This is a genomic window from Larkinella ripae (assembly GCF_054780775.1).
Genome location: NZ_BAAGVR010000022.1, coordinates 103,076 through 120,628, shown reverse-complemented (window position 1 = coordinate 120,628; position 17,553 = coordinate 103,076). Strand labels below are relative to the sequence as shown.

Genomic DNA, 17,553 nt, shown 5'->3' with positions numbered 1-17,553 from the left:
GTTATCAGTTGCTCAGCGGAATGGAGAGCGTATCGGTTTCTACCACATTGCTGACGTTGCCCCCGCGGTCGCGGACACGAACGGTAAATTTAACGGGTGTCATCCGGGAGTTCCGCGAACGCAGAAAGCTCTGAGAAAAATCCAGCTTTCCTTCCAGCGGACTTTCCTTGTTATCGGGCTTCAGACGCGGGAAAAACAGTTTATTAAGAACCGGCAGGTCCACATATTCAAACTTGCCGTTGACAAACCGGTAGGTTTTCAGTTCGTAGTTGCCCCAATCCCTGTACGTAATGGTATCCGCCCGCTCTTCTACGGATACACCCAGATCGCCGTCGCCATCCTGAAACCGGACCGAAATCACCACCGAATCTTTCGGCGATTGGGAAAAGTCGTCGAAAGCCGGGTAGGAGGTAACCGAAGGAGACATAATTTCGGGCGTATTATTGAAATCAGGCGGTTCGAGACACCCGATCAGGAGCGCCGAGCAGCCGAAAAAAAACAGCCCTTGCCGAATAAATCGCGTAGACATCGTGTTATAAACTAGCGTTATTAGTTGGTCTAATCAGGCTTCCGGAAAGAAGCCCTATTTTCATTTCAAGTGTCACCGTCACCCATTCGTCAGCAACTCCGAAACCAGATTCTCCGCTTAGCGTCTGCCCACCCTCCGGTTTTCGATTCAGTCGCACTGGATGTATTTCGGTATCAGGCCCGGTTTAATTCCGTTTATGCCACGTACCTGAGGCATCTGCGGGTTGAGCCTGAAAAGATACGAACCACCGACCAAATTCCGTTTTTGCCGATTGCTTTTTTCAAAAATCACCCGATTCTGACCCAGGCCGGGCCGGAAGCCAAACCGCTGACCGCTGAGCTGCTGACTTTTGAGAGCAGTGGCACCACCGGAGCCGTAACCAGTCGCCATTATGTTACCGATCCGCTTCTGTACGACCTGATTAGTCAACAGGCGTTTGAGCAGGTCTATGGCCCGCTCGACCGCTTCCATATTCTGGCCCTGTTACCGTCATATCTTGAACGAAATAACTCGTCGTTGGTGTATATGGTTCAGCGGTTTATTGAAAAAACCGGCTCGAATACCTCCGGTTTTTTTCTGCACAATACAGAGGAGTTAACGGCCACGCTCCGGCAACTGGCCGCCAATCCGGAGACCGGGCGTAAAATTCTGCTGATCGGGGTAACGTTTGCGCTCCTCGACTGGGCCGAAACCGCAACCGACTTCGGTTTTTTACGAAACCTGCCGGATCTGGTGGTTATGGAAACCGGCGGCATGAAAGGACGGCGGCAGGAGTTGCTGCGGGAAGAGGTGCACGAACTGCTCACAACGCGGCTGGGCGTCCGGGCGATTCACTCCGAATACGGCATGACCGAGTTGCTCTCGCAGGCCTATTCGACCGGCGAAGGCGTTTTTCGAATGTCACCGACGCTCCGGATTCGGCTGCGGGATGTTAACGATCCGTTTTATCTGTACCCAACGGAATCGGCCGCGGGGCCGTCGGTGCGCTTGACGGGGGGCATCAATGTGATCGACCTCGCCAATCTGGATTCCTGCAGCTTTATCGAAACGCAGGACCTGGGGCAGTACGAAAAAGAAATACCCGACGGCTTTCGGGTCATCGGGCGTTTCGATAATTCGGATATTCGGGGTTGTAACCTGATGGTGCTATAACGCTACAAGAGGATTGCCATCTGGTTTACATGGGTTGTGGATTGATCCTCCGCGACTGATTGGATCGGATTTGAAATCCCTGATCCGCCTGGAAGCGCAATCAAGCGTACATTTCTACGTCATAGCGGGTAATTTGATCGCCACACAGAATGACCAGACGTTCGACAACGTTGCGGAGCTCGCGCACATTACCGGTCCAGGGCAGTGACTGGAGGTAGGTCATGGCGTCGGGCGTAATTTCTTTGGGTTGCGCCCCGTATTCTTCGGCAATGTCGTGCAGAAATTTCTCGGCCAGCAGCGGAACATCCTCCCGGCGGTCGGCCAGCGGTGGAACATGGATGCGGATAACGCTTAGCCGGTGGTATAAATCTTCCCGAAAGGTGCCTTCCGTAATTTCCTTCCGAAGGTCTTTGTTCGTTGCCGCAATGACCCGCACGTTGATTTTGATTTCTTTATCACCGCCGACCCGCGTAATCTTACTTTCCTGCAACGCCCGGAGCACTTTGGCCTGGGCAGACAGGCTCATGTCGCCGATTTCGTCCAGAAAGAGCGTCCCGCCGTCGGCCTGTTCAAATTTGCCCTGGCGCCGGGCAGCTGCGCCGGTAAACGCCCCTTTTTCGTGACCAAATAACTCACTCTCAATCAATTCGCTTGGGATGGCGGCACAATTCACTTCGATCAGCGGCATTACGGCGCGGCTGCCCCGTTCGTGTATCTGTTTGGCAACCATTTCTTTACCGGACCCGTTGGCGCCCGTAATGAGCACCCGGGCTTCGGTGGGGGCCACGCGGTCGATGGTTTCTTTGACCCGACGAATGGCGTCCGAATCGCCCACGATTTCGTTTAACTTGTAGATCCGGCGCTTCAGGGTTTTGGTCTCCACCACCAGCTTGGCTTTTTCGATGGCGTTGCGCACCGTCACCAGCAGGCGGTTCAGATCGGGGGGCTTGATGATGAAATCAAAAGCACCCCGTTTGGTGGCTTCGACGGCATTCTCCACATTTCCGTAGGCCGAAATCATGATAAACTGGGTGCCTTTGCCCACATCGGCGGCTTTCAGCAGCAGTTCCAGACCATCCATTTTGGGCATCTTAATGTCGCACAGCGCAACATCGTAGTTGTTCTGTCTGATGAGCTCCAGACCTTCTTCCCCATCCTTGGCTTCATCAACGTTATATCCTTCATATTCCAGAATGTCGCGCAGTGCGTCCCGGATGCTTTTTTCATCATCAATGATGATTAATCTCGCCATAAATCAGTGTTACTTTAATAATAACTACAGTTACTTGTCCGGAAAACAGTTGGTACAAACCTGAATTTTAGTGGAAAGTAATAGAAAGAGACTTCAATAAGCAAGGTTATGTCTTTTTTTTTAGAAGGAATTATTCAAACCGTAAGGATCAAAAATGTCTGTTAAAAAGGAAGCGACAAAAACGGACGGAGCGTAGCCGTTTTTTCAGAAATTTAACCAAATCCTAAAAAGTATACCCCTAGAAATGAGTAAAATATATCTAAATAATACCTTGTTTTATCCTAAAAGTTGATGCAACTTACATCAGTCGACAACAGAGGATAGATTGCGTCTTTATTCACTGTATGCTTGTTTTTTTACCATCTTTATTTTTTAACCCCAATTTTCTCTATGCAGTATTCTACTTTCCTACGAAGCTTGCTAACCATCTGGCTGGGTGCCTTGCTGGTTGTGGGCGTTCAGGCACAGGACCGGCGGATTACCGGAACAGTTCTTTCCGGAAAAGACCAGCAACCGATCGCCGGAGTCTCGATTTTAATCAAAAATTCCACCCTGGGAACCACCACGGATGCCAGCGGTAAATTTGCGCTGAGTGCGCCCGCCAATACGGTTTTGGTATTTAGCTCCATCGGCTTTCAGGGCCGGGAGGTACCAATCGGCAATCAGACCAACCTGGAAGTAACCCTCGAAGAAGGATCACAAAGTTTAAATGAAGTGGTTGTAACGGCCCTGGGGATCAAAAAAGAAGCCAAACGCCTGGGCTACGCCACTGCCAATGTCAGTTCGGAACAAATTACGACCAACCGCACGGTGAACTTCATGAACGCCCTGCAGGGGAAAGTAGCCGGGGTAAACATTTCCAGTCTGGGCACGGGGGCCGCCGGAACCAGTAAAATCCGGATTCGGGGGCAGTCGTCTTTTTCCGGCCAGAACAACCCGCTGATTGTGGTCAATGGCGTGCCCATCGACAACACCAACTTCGGCCAGAACAACGGAAACACGGGGAGCGATGGTTCGATCGGGGGCCGCGACCGGAACTATTCGGATGGGGGCGACGGTCTTTCGTCCATCAACCCCGACGATATTGAAGGAATGACGGTTTTGAAAGGCGGTACGGCGGCAGCCCTCTACGGTTCGCGGGCGAAAGACGGCGTCATCATGATCACGACCAAAACCAAGGGCAGCGGTCAGGGCATCGGCGTGGTTTACAACACCAACTTTACGACCGACCAGCCGCTGGATTTCACGGATTTTCAATACGAATACGGACAGGGCGAATACGGCGTGCGGCCAACGGCCCCCAACCCGACTACGGGCGTCTGGAGTTTCGGGGAAAAATTCAACGGACAGTCGCAGGTGCTGTTCGGGGGTGTAACGGCTCCGTATGAACCCGTGCGCAACCGCATCAAGAAATTCTACCGCACCGGCTCGACCTGGACCAACTCGGTTTCCGTTTCGTCGGGCAGCGAACGGGGCGGTTTTAACCTCTCGGTCTCCAACACGGACAACAAAGGCATTACGCCCAACAACTCCTTCAACCGGAAAACGATCAACCTCGGTTTTAGCTACAACTTGTCATCCAAACTGACGGTGACGGGTACGCTCAACTATTCGAACGAGTACAACAAAAACCCGCCCCAGATTGCGCAGCAGGACAACAGTACGCCGACGGTTCTTTACACCCTGGCGAACTCCATGCCGCTCGATGTGCTGGAGGCCAACCAGATCAACCCGGCAACCGGCAACGAATTCATCTGGTCGCGGTTTCAAAACCGGACGAATCCGTATTTCGTCCTGAGTCAGAAATTTGAAAACATCCGGCGCGACCGGCTGCTGGGCAACCTGACCGCCCGCTACAACTTTACCGACTGGCTGTACCTTCAGGGACGGGTTGGGCAGGATTTCTGGTCGCGCGATCAGGACTACAACTTCCCGACCGGCCAGGCATCCCTGGCAGCCGCTCCGGCCGGTTTTGTGAACGGCGCTTACGTGCAGGAGGCCCGCCGGTTCCGCGAAATCAACGCCGACTTCCTCATCGGTGCGAACCGAACGTTTGGCAAGTTTGGGATTGATATCACCGCCGGGGGCAACCAGTTATACCGCCGGAGCGATTTGAACAGCGTTCTCGTCACCGACTTCATTGTGCGTGGACTGTACATTCCGCAAAACGGCCGCGTGAAAGATCCGACCTACGGGCTGAGCGAGCGCAAGGTGAACTCCCTGTACGGAGCCGCCGAACTGTCGTTCAACGAGTTTCTGTTCCTGAACGTAACGGCGCGGAACGACTGGTTCTCGACGCTGGCACCGGGCAACCGCAGCATTCTGTACCCCTCCGTTACGGGAAGTTTCGTGTTTTCTCAGGCCTTCAACAGCCTGCCGGGCTGGCTGAATTTCGGTAAAATCCGGGCGGCTTACGCGCAGGTGGGTAGCGATGGGGACGTGGCTCCGTATTCCAACAACCTGTTTTACAGCGTCGGTGCGAACCTGTTCCCGAATCCGTCGGGCCTGGGCCAGCCGGTTGGAAACATTACCTCCAACACGGTTCCGAGTGCGACGCTGAAACCCAGCCGGACCGCCGAAACCGAAGTGGGGCTGGAACTGAAGCTGTTCAATAACCGCGTCGGACTGGATGTGGCGGTTTACAACAAAATCACCAGCGACCAGATCGTGGCCGCGCAGTCGTCGGATGCCTCCGGTTATACCAACACGCTGATCAACAGCGGTGAAAGCCGCAACCGCGGTTTTGAAGTGCTGCTGAACGCATCACCGGTTCGGACCAAGGATTTCTCCTGGGACATTACGCTGAACGGTTCGTATAACCAGACCAAACTGCTCAAACTGCTGACCACGACGCCGGGCGAACAGATTGTGGTGGGCAACGGGATTTACGTCGGCGATCTTCGTCATGTGGTTGGCCAGCCCCTGGGTCAGTTGTATACGTTCGGGTATATGCGGGATGCGCAGGGACGCATGGTCCACGGGGGCGATGGGCTGCCGGTCCGGACACCGGCTCCGGTTTCCTTCGGCTCGGCCCTGCCCAAATACATGGGCGGTATCACCAATTCCGTTACGTACAAAGGCATTAATCTGTCGTTCCTGATCGATTTTAAACTGGGCGGCAAAATGATTTCGGGCACCAACCTCAACGCTTTCCGGCACGGTTTGCAGATAGAAACCCTGGTGGGCCGGGGCGAAGCGGACAATAAGATGGTGGGCGTGGGCGTTAACGAGCGCGGAGAAGCCAACACCGTCCGGGCTTTTGTGCAGGATTATTACTCGGTGGGCCGCTCGAAAAGTCTGGGCGAGCAGGTGGTCTACGATGCCGGTTTCTGGAAGTTCCGCCAGATTTCGGTGGGCTACGATTTCACGAAAATGTTGCCGGGCAGCTTTTTTATCAAAGGGGTTCGCCTGAGCGCCGTGGCCAATAACGTGGCTATTCTGAAGAAGTGGGTGCCCAACATCGATCCTGAACAATTCGGTTTTAGCTCCGACAACCTGGTGGGTCTGGAATCGACCGGTTTGCCCACCACGCGCAGCATTGGCTTTAACCTGAATGTTAGATTCTAAAACAGTGGACGAATTACGGTATACGGTTTTCGGCACGGTTCCCCGAAAACCGCATACCGTAAACCAAAAATTATCAATCATGAAAAAGAAATTCATTTATATACCATTAGTTGCCCTGCTGATTGGCGTCAGCGGGTGTGAAAAGGGATTCGACGAACTGAACATCAACCCGACTGCCGCCACGGCGCTAAATCCGCTTTTCACGTTTAACAATGCCATGATCAACACCACCTTTCCGGGGTCGACGATGATTTTTGAGAACGCCATCGTTCAGCAGGCGTTTACTCCGAACTCCGGCATCGTAGCGGGCGGAAATTATAACATTGATAACCGGGGCCCCACGGGCGCCAATACGGGAATCTGGCAGCGGTATTACCGGGATGTAATCCGGTATCTGGTCGATGTTCTTGATAAAACCAAAGCCGATCCCAACCGGTCGAACCTCTACCAAATGGCCCGGATCTGGAAAGCGTATGCGTCGATGGTGCTGACAGACAATTACGGCGATATTCCCTATTCGCAGGCTGGTCTCGGTTTTCTGGGCGCCAACGTGACGCCGGTTTACGACACGCAGCAGAGTATTTATGACGATATTCTAAAGGAATTGACCGAGGCAACGGCCGCACTGGATGCTTCCAAACCGATCGAAGCCGGCGATATTCTGTACGGAGGCAACATTCCGAAATGGAAAAAGCTGGGCAATTCGTTGCTGTTGCGGGCCGGGATGCGGCTTTCAAAAGTAAACCCGACCCTGGCCCAGTCAACGGCGGCCAAAGCCTTTGCCGGCGGAGTGATTCTGGCCAATGCCGATAACGCCCTGATCCGGAACAACGCCAATTACCAGAATCCAGTTGGGGTGATGCTGAACTCGACGGAAGCCGCTAACTTTTACATGACCCGGACGTTCGTCAGTTACCTGACGACCAATGAAGATCCCCGGCTGGCGTCGATTGCGGTTCGGTATGTCGGAGCGAAAAGTGGGGCGGAACAAACGGCGGCCCGCGCCAATCGGGACCCCGCGGTTCAGGTCGGAATGCCGCTTGGCTTTGATAATGGCAGCATTCCGGCGCAGGCAACGGCCGACAAGTTGGCGAGTTTCTACGATTATTCGCAGGTGGACCGGACCCGGCTGGCCCGGCTTGATGCGCCTACGTATCTGGTGACCAACGCGCAGACGCAGTTGTTGCTGGCCGAGGCCGCCCAACGGGGCTGGATCACGGGAAGTGCCGCTGATTTCTACGCTGCCGGTATTACGTCCCACATGCAGCAAATGGGTGAGACCGATGCCAATTCCGCGGTTCCGGCGGCTGCCATTACGACCTATTTACAGAAACACCCCTACGCAGCCGCTAACGGGCTGGAACTGATCAATACCCAGTATTGGGTGGCTTCGTTTTTGAACGGTCCGGAAGTTTTCGCCAATTTCCGGCGGAGCGGTTTTCCGAAACTGACTCCCAATCCGTACCCGGGCAAGGAAATAAAAGGAAACTTTATCAACCGCATTTCCTACCCGGATTCTGAGCAATCAGTCAACAAAGCCAACCTGGATGTGGTGATTGGCCGCCAGGGACCCGATAATCTGGATACCCGCGTCTGGTGGGATAAACAATAAAAGAAGGAGTAAAAGGATAGAAAGGCGGAGCGGATGAAAGGAAGAGGTTAACCCCTTCTCCCTTCATCCGCTCCGCCTTTCTATCCTTTTTGCCCTTTCTTCCTTTATTTCTTATACATCACGGTGTCAACGGCTTCCAGCGTGCGTTTCACGTTGGGCAGGATGACTTCGATCAGCGTCGGGGCGTAGGGCAGCGGCAAGTCCAGGCTGTTCACCCGAATCACCGGCGCATCCAGGTAATCAAAGGCGTTGCGCTGGATGTTATACGTCAGTTCTGACGAAATAGCCGCCAGCGGCCAGGCTTCCTCCACCACCACACAACGGTTGGTTTTCTTGACCGAATTGATGATGGTCGCGTAGTCGATGGGCCGAACGGAACGCAAATCGATTACTTCGGCCGAAATGCCTTTCTGCGCCAGTTCGTCGGCGGCCTGCAGGGCCACTTTCATGAATTTACCAAACGACACAATCGTCACATCGTTGCCTTCGCGTTTGATATCGGCTTTGCCAATCGGAATCAGGTATTCTTCTTCCGGCACCTGGCCTTTGTCGCCGTACATCAGCTCCGACTCCATGAAAATAACCGGATCGTTGTCCCGGATAGCGGTTTTCAGCAAGCCTTTGGCATCATACGGATTCGACGGAACCAAGACTTTCAAACCGGAGGTATTGGCGAACCAGTTTTCGAAGTTCTGCGAGTGCTGCGACGACAGCATGCCGGCATTGCCGGTGGGGCCGCGAAACACAATCGGGTTGGAATACTGCCCGCCCGACATCGACATGATTTTGGCCGAACCGTTGATAATCTGGTCGATCGCAACCAGGGAAAAGTTGAACGTCATGAATTCAACAATGGGCCGCAAACCGTTCATGGCCGCGCCGACCCCAATACCACCAAAACCCAATTCGGCGATGGGCGTATCGATGACGCGCGCCGGGCCAAACTCGTCGAGCATGCCTTGACTGACCTTATACGCACCATTGTATTCAGCCACTTCTTCGCCCATCAGAAAGACCTTCTCATCCCGGCGCATTTCTTCTACCATGGCTTCGCGAAGGGCTTCGCGGAATTGTATTTCTCTCATCGGATGTGAGTTAGTAGTTATCGCATTTGTAAAAACGGTCAAAAATAGACAAAACGGGCTAAAAGAACAATTCAAACTCAAGACCCGCGTGGAACCCGCCCCGGCACGGGGATGAATCCCGGATTTCCGTAAAAGAATTTCATAAAGTTACGAACTCCTTTTCAATCAGAACTCTCCGATCCGAACCTTTCAATTATCTTTGCCTCCTAATCCTCCGCTTAACTCGTTTTACTCCGCTCAACTCCGCGAAATAATCACTCCGTTGTTTCGCCGGGTAAGCCGAGAGCAGAAGAGCAGGCGGAGTAAATCTTGCTTTTCATGTCGAAGACCATTCAATCAGCGCTTATTTCGGTTTATTACAAAGACGGGCTGGAACCCCTCGTCCGGCTGTTGCATCAAAACGGCGTACTGCTGTATTCAACGGGCGGCACCCAGACGTTCATCGAGCAACTGGGCATTCCGGTTACGGCCGTGGAAGACATCACCGGGTATCCGTCCATTTTTGGCGGCCGGGTCAAAACCCTGCATCCGGTAGTGTTTGGCGGTATTCTCTACCGCCGGAATCTGGCCGAGGATGTAGCCCAGGCCAGTCGGCACGACATCAATCCCATCGATCTGGTGGTGGTCGATCTGTATCCGTTTGAGGAAACCGTCGCGTCGGGCGCATCGGACGAAGACATCATTGAGAAAATTGATATTGGCGGCATTTCGCTTATTCGGGCGGCCGCCAAAAATTACGACGATGTGCTGATCGTTTCATCGCGCAGCCAGTACGCCGAAGTGGTGAGCCTGCTGACCGAGAAAGACGGCGCCACGGATCGGGACGACCGTCGCCGGTTTGCCAAAGAAGCCTTCGCCATGTCGTCGGGCTACGACCGCGCGATTCAGTCTTATTTTGCCGGATCAACCACCGATGACAGCGATTTTCGGAAACTGCCTGCCCAATCGTTGCGCTACGGCGAAAATCCGCACCAGCAGGCCACGTTCTTCGGCGATCTGAACGCCTTGTTCGATCAACTGAATGGCAAGGAGTTGTCGTACAACAACCTGGTCGATGTGGATGCCTGCGTGAGCCTGATCGACGAATTTACGGATACGACCTTTGCCATCATCAAACACACCAATGCCTGTGGGGTGGCGACGGCCCCAACGGCCCGGGAAGCCTACCTGAACGCCCTGACCTGCGACCCGGTTTCGGCCTTCGGCGGAGTGATTATTACCAATGCGAAAGTAGACCTGGAAACGGCCGAGGAACTGAACAAACTGTTCATGGAAATCCTGATTGCGCCGGAGTTCGACGAGGAGGCTTTAACGCTGTTAAGTTCCAAGAAAAACCGTATCTTGCTGAAGCGCAAGTCGGTAGAATTCAGTCCGAAAATGTTCAAGACCTTGCTGAACGGCGTTCTGGAACAGGATAAGGACCGCCAGACCGAAACCGCCAGCCAGTTCAAAACGGTGACGGAAAAATCCCCTTCCGATCGTGAACAACGGGCCCTGGAGTTTGCCCTCAAAATCTGCAAGCACACCAAGTCCAACACGATTGTGCTGGCCAACGACGGCCAATTGGTGGCGAGTGGCGTGGGACAAACCAGCCGCGTTGATGCGCTGCGGCAAGCCATTGAAAAAGCCCGGACGTTCGGTTTTGAGCTGAAAGGGGCCGTGATGGCGTCGGATGCGTTTTTCCCATTCTCCGATTGCGTTGAAATTGCGGCTGAGGCCGGTATTTCGGCGGTGGTGCAACCCGGCGGTTCCATCCGCGACAAGGACAGCATCGACGCCTGCAATCAGCGCGGAATGGCGATGGTAACCACGGGCGTCCGGCATTTCAAGCATTGATATGGTATACACGATCTGGTGCGGTTTTTGGTTTCTGACGCTGTTTCTGGTGTTGTTTCCGTTCACGTTCATTTTTCTGCAACGGGAAGCGTGGAAACCGTATGCGCACAAAGTCAATTACATCTGGGGGCGGTTGTTTTTCTGGATCATCGGGATGCCGGTTCAGGTCGACTACCGGTTTTGGCCCGATCCGAAGCAGACGTACGTGTTTTGCGCCAATCACTTTTCGTACCTGGACATTGCCGTGATGGGCATTATCGTCCGGAATTATTACGCCTTTATCGGTAAAAGTGAAGTAAAACGGGCTCCGCTGTTCGGGTATATGTTTGCCAAGCTGCACATTCAGGTGGACCGGAGCCAGGCCAACAGCCGCGCCTATTCGTTGTCGAAAGGCATTCGGACGCTCAAAAGCGGACGGAGCATCATGATTTTTCCGGAAGGCGGCATCAAAGCCAAACAGCCCCCCAAGATGTTTCATCCGTTTAAAGACGGGGCCTTCACGATGGCGGTTCAGCAGCAGGTGCCCATCGTTCCGATTTCGCTGTTGAACAATCACGAAATTTTTCCGGACAAGAAAAAGCTGCGGATGCACTGGCGGCCCATCCGGGTGGTGGTGCATCCGCCGATTGAAACCAAAGGAATGACGCAGGCCGATATCGAGCGGCTCAAAGAAGAAACGTTCCGGATCATCGACGAACCCCTGATGAGTCAGACCCTCCGGGTTGCGGTAAATTAATGCGATAGCCTATGAAAGTTGATCACGAAACCTTGCATAAAATTGTCCACCTAGCCCGGCTTGACGTGCGGCCCGAAGAAGAACAACCCCTGATCGCGAGTCTGAACGAGGTGTTGACCTGGATGGAGCAGCTCAACGAGGTTGACACCACCGGCGTTGAACCGCTGACGCATATTTCGGCGGAGCTGAACGTGCTGCGGGAAGACGTCGTTGGCCACCAGCTTCCGCGTGAACAGGCGCTGCAAAACGCTCCGGATCAGAACGATCCGTATTTTCAGGTGCCCAAAGTGATTGAATAAAACCGGGTCGGAATGGGGCCGGCGTTTTGGGGCAGTGCGGTTTTTTCCGGCTGGAGAATTGCGTACATGGGGTTCGCTCATCCAAACCTTCTTCTCTATTAATGATAAAAATTCTGAAAATCGGCGGTATCGCTCTCGTGATACTGATTCTGGTCTTTCTGGGCCTTGGGCTGGTTATGCCCAAAAAGTATTCCATTGAACGTTCGGTGGTGATCAGCAAGCCCCGCAGTGAGGTATTTCCGCTGGTTGCCACGCTCCGCAATCAGGACAAGTGGCCGCCCTGGGTCGATTACGATCCAAACATTAAGATCACGTATTCCGGAACCGATGGCGCCGTGGGATCGACCTACAACTGGGTTGGCAACAGCGATGTGGGCAAAGGCGAACAGGTGATCCGGGAAATTACGCCCAACGAAATGGTCCACAACGAGGTCCACTTCATCGAGCCGTTTGATTCCGTCGGGCAGGTGTATTATACGCTGACGGATGAGGGCAACAAGACCAAAGTAACCTGGAAAATGATGGGCGAAAGTGTGTATCCGATGAATGCCATGTCGGCGTTTGTGGACCTGGATGACATGCTCGGCAAGGAGTTTGATCGCGGCCTGAAAAAGCTAAAAGAGCTGGCCGAATAAAACGCGCTAAGGTGCCCACTTCTTCACCTCACCCGGGTCCCGGCATTCCGCCAGCAGTTGCTGGTTGGTTTTTTGAAAAACCGGGTGCACAAACTCCGGCGCAATTTCCGCCAGCGGTACGAGCGTAAACCGCCGTTCGTGCAGAAACGGATGCGGCACCGTCAACGGCTCCGTTTTTAGGATCAGATCATCAACGTACAGCAAATCGATGTCGATGATGCGGCTGCCCCATTTTTCGCGCCGAACCCGGCCCAGGCGGTTTTCAAGGGCCTGCGTTTTCGCCAGTATTTCTTCCGCCGGAAAAACACTCAGCACTTTCAGAACCTGATTCAGGAAAGCCGGCTGATCGATGACGCCCCAGGCTGCGGTTTCATACAGCGCCGATTGGTGCAAAACCGGCCCCACATCGGTTTGAAGGTGGTGCCGCGCCCGGTGCAGGGTGGCGGCCCGGTCGCCCAGATTTGCGCCCAGCAGCAGAAAAACCGTATACGTGGTCATGCGTTAAAAGCCAATCGTCCGGGGCGGTTTTTTGGCGAAATGAACCTCTTCTTCCAGGTGGTAGATATCAGCGAGCGTCATGGGGTGATCGGTGCGGAATTCCAGCTCCCGTTCTTCCAGCAGGCGGTTGGCCTTCTCGACGGCCAGTTCCCGAAATTCGTAGCGGGCAATCAGCCGCCCTTTTCGGAGCAGCGCCTGGTCGAGCCGGTTGATGTCGGTGTTGAACGTGCAGATAATCTGAATCGCCAGGCAGTCGGCCAGCAAACCGTCGGTGAGGTTGAGCAGGTTCGAAACGGCGGCATTCCGGACATCGGTTTCGCGGTCCATCAGCACCTGTTCGGCTTCCTCGATAACCAGGATCGAATTGCGTTGTTCGAGCAGAAACGGGATAAAACCGGGTTGCGTCATTACCTCGACCAGTTGGGGCGGCAACACCAGAATCTGTTTGGAAAGCTGGGTCGTCAGGTGGCGAATGAGGTTGGTTTTACCGGTTCCTGGTTTGCCATGCAGGATAATCAGCCCTTTTTCACCGTTGGTATTCAGGCGCTTGATCAGCTTTTCATACACCGGCAGCATATCGTCGTTGTAATGTTTTTCCAGTTCGAGCGGCAGCAATTTCAGTTGCGTTTCTTCGACAATCAGTTCATTATACTGCTGCGTAATCAGCCCAACCCGGCCCAGCGAATTGTCCGGATCAGGAACTTTGTGGGCATCCAGACCCGTCAGAACCCGGTCCAGAATTTCACGGCTGACGTAACCGCCCAGCATCGAATAGGCCTTCATGGCGGGCAAATAGTGCAGCCGCAGCAAAACGCCGTCCGGATGCGACCAGAAAGCGTGTTCTTCCTGCTTGGAAAACAGCTCGGTTCGTTCGTGAATCCTCGTAAATTGCTGTTGGGTCAGAAAATCGGGTAAAGTTATTTCAAACTGGTGACGACAAATGAGCTGATTCGGGAAAACGCCAAACTGCTGCACGAAGTAGTAGACATTGGGAAAGTCGTCGTCGTCGGGCGAGAATTTATACTGATCGGCAGGTAGTTTCCAGGACATACTGTAAATGTCGGTGAATGCCCGCAAACGTGCAAAAAAACCGGACGGAAACCCGCAAGGTTTTAGGCGCCCTGCGGGTTTCGACGATGGCGTCAGTTAAACGACGGTGCTGGATGCGAGGGCGATTTGGGCCGTTGAAAAAAGCTCACAAGCCAGACAAGGGCGGCAATGATGGCCCCGATGGTGGCAACCAGCGACACTGAGCCGTTGCCCTGCTGGCCGGCGGCAATGGCGGCATAGGCCCAGACAAAGACCAGCAAATACGAAAAACTCCACAGTCGGCTGAAGACAAACAGGCCAATGGCCAGGCCAACGGCAATCAGGATTTGCGCCCAGACCGGTCCGCTGATGCCCCAGCCGTTCCAGCTGCTCGATTCGAGCCAGACGCAGATGTTGGCGATGGTAGCCACGGTGACCCAGCCGAAATACAGCCCGAACGGCACCCGGGCGAGCCAGCTTTCGGCGGCCGGAAAGTCCGTCGCCGTCAGCCGCAGCCCCAGATTGATGCCGTAGAGCGTGTACAAAATTCCCGCAATAAACAGAACGGAAACAAAAAGCCACTCATTCTGAAAAATCGGTAACCACAGGCTGTTGAACAAACCGTTGAGCATGACCAGCGTACCAATGCTACGAAACCGGGGGTTGGTTCGCTGCGAGGGGAGCGCCTGGTAGACCGCAAAACCGAGTAAGCCGAGGTAGATGACCCCCCAGATCGAAAAAGCAAAACCGGCGGGCGTAAAGCTGGTGAAATACTTGTCCGAAACCTGGGCGTTGGTTTGTCCGCCAAACGGCAGGGCGTTCGACAGGTAATTCATGACAATGGTTGAAATGATGACGAAAACAACCAGAAACTGTCGGATTTTATCGCTCTTCATAAACAAAAAAGTTTACGGTTTACCGGTTTTGGTTTACAGCAGCGAGCGCGAACATGCGATGAATGCGTTAGCTACCGTAAACTAAAAACCGTAAACCGTAAACTTAAATTTTAATCCGTTGTTCGATTCCGGAGCCTTAGAAACTCAGAATCTTGAATTCCGTTCGGCGGTTGCGCTGGTGCTCGTCTTCGGTTTTGGCGTTTTTGACAATGAGCTGCGTTTCACCGTAGCCTTTGGCAATCATGCGCTCGGCCTCAACGCCTTTCGAAACAATGTAATCAACGGCGGCTTTGGCCCGGTTTTGCGACAGCCGGATGTTGTAAGCATCTGCCGCGCGAACGTCGGTGTGCGAACTCAGCTCAATTTTCAGCGTCGGATTGTCTTTCAGAATCGTAACCAGTTTGTCCAGTTCTTCGGCCGCATCGGGCCGGATGGCGTATTTATCCAGGTCGTAGTAAATATTTTCCAGCACGAACGTTTTGCCCAGCGACACTTTGTCGAGCAAAACCGGCACTTCAAAGGTGGTATCGGTTTCGGCTTTTTTCAGGAAGATCGGCGGAATGCTCCGACCCTGCATCGTAAACTGCTCCCGTTTGGTCAGGTAACCGGGCCGTTCCACCAGAATCGTATAGTCTTTACCTTCTTTCAGCGGGTATTTCCCAAACGTGCCGGGGTCGCCCGTCAAGGCTTCGGCAACGGGAGTTTCAATACCGTCTTCGATGATCCGAACCTTGGCCGAATCCAGCGGAGCCTGCGGAGACGCATTTTCCGAAACCGTACCGGCGATGAAATACCGCACTCGTTTCGGGGCATCGGCGGGCGGGGTGGTGGCAATCGGCGGGTTTTCCGTTGTGCCTTCCGAATCGTCAAAATAATAAATATCGTCGTCGCCCTTGCCGCCTTCGCGGTTCGAGGCAAAATAGCCTTTGTGATTATCAATCAGCATCAAACCAAAATCGTCCGCCGGTGAGTTGATCGGTACGCCCAGGTTTTCGACGGAAATGATGCCCTGCGAGCGGGTAGCGACGAAAAGATCGAGCTTGCCCAGACCCGGATGACCGTCGGACGCAAAATACAGCTTGCCGTCCTCGGCTACGTACGGAAACATCTCGTCGCCCGGCGTGTTGATGTCGCGGCCCATATTGACCGGGCGGCTGAACCGGCCCGAAGCGTCCATGTTGGTGCGGTATAGATCGATGCCGCCCACGGTTCCGGCGCGATTGGAGGCAAAATACAGCGTTTTTCCGTCGGCCGAAAAAGCCGGACTGCCATCCCAGGCCGTCGAGTCGCTGATGGGCAGCCGGGCCGGTTCGCTCCAGACATTGTCCGTCTGGCGGCTGATGTACAGATCGACGTCCAGACCGCCTTTGCGTTTGCCGTTGTTGCCGCGCGCAAAAACCATGGTTTTGCCGTCTTTGGAGAACGCCGGGGTACCTTCGTTGGCGTCTTCCTTAAAGATGTTGCCGCTAAATTTCTCCGGATTGTTGCCGGTTTCGTCCGGTTTCTGCGCCAGCTTGATTTTGTAAATACCGGTCATCGACAGACCGTTGTTTTTATACACCTTTTCCTTCCGCGACGACGTAAAAATCAGTTCATCCCCGCGCAGAACGGGCGCGTATTCCGAACCCGGTGAGTTCAGATTGCCGATGTTTCTGGGCTGATAGGCGATCTTTTTCTGGCTGATGACTTCAATCGCCCGCAGGGTTTCGGCTTCCCGCCGGGCTTTTTCCAGATTGACTTTGCTGGCCGGTTTTGACGAAACATACTGATCCAGCTGGGTCAGGGCTTCGGGATACCGGCCCTGGGCTTTCAGCGCGTACGCATAATACATCTTGGCGCTGGCTTCGGTGATGCCGGCTTCGATGGCTTTCTGGTAAAACGGGGCAGCCTGCGGAAACCGGTTCGATAAGCGGTAGGATTCGCCCAGCAGGTAATTCAAACGGGCCACATCTTCCACGCCCTTCCCGTTGGCGGCTTTCTGTAAGTTCTCAATGGCCAGGTTGTATTCCCCTTGTTCGAACTGCCGGACACCTTTTTTATATACCTGCATGGCGGAGTTGCATCCAGTCAGCCCGACGGCCAACCCCAGCGCCACCAGCAGGGAATAGGAGGTACTGATTTTCATAAGATTACTGGAACGGTAAGCTGTGTGTGTCGCCAAGTTAATGATTTATCGCTTGGCTCTACATTTAAACGCTCAGAAGTTGATTTTATTGGCGGGAAATCCGGGCGAAAAACCGCACTGGTGGAAATGAAAAAATCCCACCGGGTCGGGCGGGATTTTTTGAGGAAGACGCAATTGAATAGTAAACGCCGGGCGCTGGCAAATAGTTTACAGCCTGAAAAACTGCTGTACTATTTTTCAAATTAATTGATTCAAAAGCCGGTTTTTGGGTCTTTTTGCCAAAAACCGGCTTTTTAGCCGAA

The 17,553-nt window shown here is 53.7% G+C and carries 15 protein-coding genes; 8 read left to right on the top strand and 7 right to left on the bottom strand.

Annotated features, from left to right (window positions below):
- Positions 1–4: 4 nt before the first annotated feature.
- A complete protein-coding gene (locus ACYVHX_RS13370) occupies positions 5–529 on the bottom strand; it encodes a hypothetical protein (RefSeq protein ID WP_460672152.1) in 525 nt (174 codons plus the stop codon).
- Between the two features lie 69 nt (positions 530–598).
- Between ACYVHX_RS13370 and ACYVHX_RS13365 the strand changes: the two genes are divergently transcribed.
- Positions 599–1,681: a LuxE/PaaK family acyltransferase gene (locus ACYVHX_RS13365; protein ID WP_460672151.1), complete on the top strand. Its 1,083-nt coding sequence runs from the start codon at positions 599–601 to the stop codon at positions 1,679–1,681.
- A 100-nt stretch (positions 1,682–1,781) separates the two neighbouring features.
- On the opposite strand, the gene ACYVHX_RS13360 is transcribed toward ACYVHX_RS13365, so the two are convergent.
- A complete protein-coding gene (locus ACYVHX_RS13360; RefSeq protein WP_460672150.1) occupies positions 1,782–2,933 on the bottom strand; it encodes a sigma-54-dependent transcriptional regulator in 1,152 nt (383 codons plus the stop codon).
- 390 nt (positions 2,934–3,323) lie between these two features.
- Between ACYVHX_RS13360 and ACYVHX_RS13355 the strand changes: the two genes are divergently transcribed.
- Together ACYVHX_RS13355 and ACYVHX_RS13350 are read left to right on the top strand one after the other, a co-directional pair.
- Positions 3,324–6,500 carry a SusC/RagA family TonB-linked outer membrane protein gene (locus ACYVHX_RS13355; protein ID WP_460672149.1) on the top strand — a complete coding sequence of 1,059 codons (3,177 nt, stop codon included), beginning with the start codon at positions 3,324–3,326 and terminating at the stop codon, positions 6,498–6,500.
- Between the two features lie 79 nt (positions 6,501–6,579).
- Positions 6,580–8,112, top strand: a complete 1,533-nt coding sequence (locus ACYVHX_RS13350) for a SusD/RagB family nutrient-binding outer membrane lipoprotein (protein WP_460672148.1) — start codon at positions 6,580–6,582, stop codon at positions 8,110–8,112.
- A 104-nt stretch (positions 8,113–8,216) separates the two neighbouring features.
- On the opposite strand, the gene ACYVHX_RS13345 is transcribed toward ACYVHX_RS13350, so the two are convergent.
- Entirely contained in the window at positions 8,217–9,197 is a 981-nt protein-coding gene (locus ACYVHX_RS13345; protein ID WP_460672147.1) for a pyruvate dehydrogenase complex E1 component subunit beta, read from the bottom strand.
- Between the two features lie 318 nt (positions 9,198–9,515).
- Between ACYVHX_RS13345 and purH the strand changes: the two genes are divergently transcribed.
- From purH to ACYVHX_RS13325, 4 genes are all read left to right on the top strand, one after another.
- On the top strand, positions 9,516–11,033 hold the full coding sequence (gene purH, locus ACYVHX_RS13340) for a bifunctional phosphoribosylaminoimidazolecarboxamide formyltransferase/IMP cyclohydrolase (RefSeq protein WP_460672146.1): 1,518 nt from the start codon (positions 9,516–9,518) through the stop codon (positions 11,031–11,033).
- A gap of 1 nt (position 11,034) precedes the next feature.
- A complete protein-coding gene (locus tag ACYVHX_RS13335; RefSeq protein WP_460672145.1) occupies positions 11,035–11,769 on the top strand; it encodes a lysophospholipid acyltransferase family protein in 735 nt (244 codons plus the stop codon).
- Positions 11,770–11,780: 11 nt separating this feature from the next.
- Positions 11,781–12,068: an Asp-tRNA(Asn)/Glu-tRNA(Gln) amidotransferase subunit GatC gene (gene gatC / locus ACYVHX_RS13330; RefSeq protein WP_460672144.1), complete on the top strand. Its 288-nt coding sequence runs from the start codon at positions 11,781–11,783 to the stop codon at positions 12,066–12,068.
- A gap of 101 nt (positions 12,069–12,169) precedes the next feature.
- Entirely contained in the window at positions 12,170–12,703 is a 534-nt protein-coding gene (locus tag ACYVHX_RS13325; RefSeq protein WP_460672143.1) for an SRPBCC family protein, read from the top strand.
- 6 nt (positions 12,704–12,709) lie between these two features.
- Here ACYVHX_RS13325 and folK read toward each other — a convergent pair whose 3' ends face one another.
- From folK to ACYVHX_RS13305, 4 genes are all read right to left on the bottom strand, one after another.
- Entirely contained in the window at positions 12,710–13,201 is a 492-nt protein-coding gene (gene folK / locus ACYVHX_RS13320) for a 2-amino-4-hydroxy-6-hydroxymethyldihydropteridine diphosphokinase (protein WP_460672142.1), read from the bottom strand.
- 3 nt (positions 13,202–13,204) lie between these two features.
- Positions 13,205–14,251 (bottom strand): AAA family ATPase, encoded by a 1,047-nt coding sequence (locus ACYVHX_RS13315; RefSeq protein WP_460672141.1) that lies wholly within the window; start codon positions 14,249–14,251, stop codon positions 13,205–13,207.
- 92 nt (positions 14,252–14,343) lie between these two features.
- Positions 14,344–15,126, bottom strand: coding sequence for a tryptophan-rich sensory protein (locus ACYVHX_RS13310; protein WP_460672140.1), 783 nt, complete (start codon positions 15,124–15,126; stop codon positions 14,344–14,346).
- Between the two features lie 136 nt (positions 15,127–15,262).
- The gene (locus ACYVHX_RS13305) at positions 15,263–17,251 is read right to left on the bottom strand and encodes an OmpA family protein (protein ID WP_460672139.1); all 1,989 of its coding nucleotides are present in this window, start codon (positions 17,249–17,251) and stop codon (positions 15,263–15,265) included.
- A gap of 24 nt (positions 17,252–17,275) precedes the next feature.
- On the opposite strand from ACYVHX_RS13305, the gene ACYVHX_RS13300 reads away from it, so the two are divergent.
- Positions 17,276–17,497, top strand: a complete 222-nt coding sequence (locus ACYVHX_RS13300) for a hypothetical protein (RefSeq protein ID WP_460672138.1) — start codon at positions 17,276–17,278, stop codon at positions 17,495–17,497.
- The last annotated feature ends 56 nt before the right edge of the window (positions 17,498–17,553 follow it).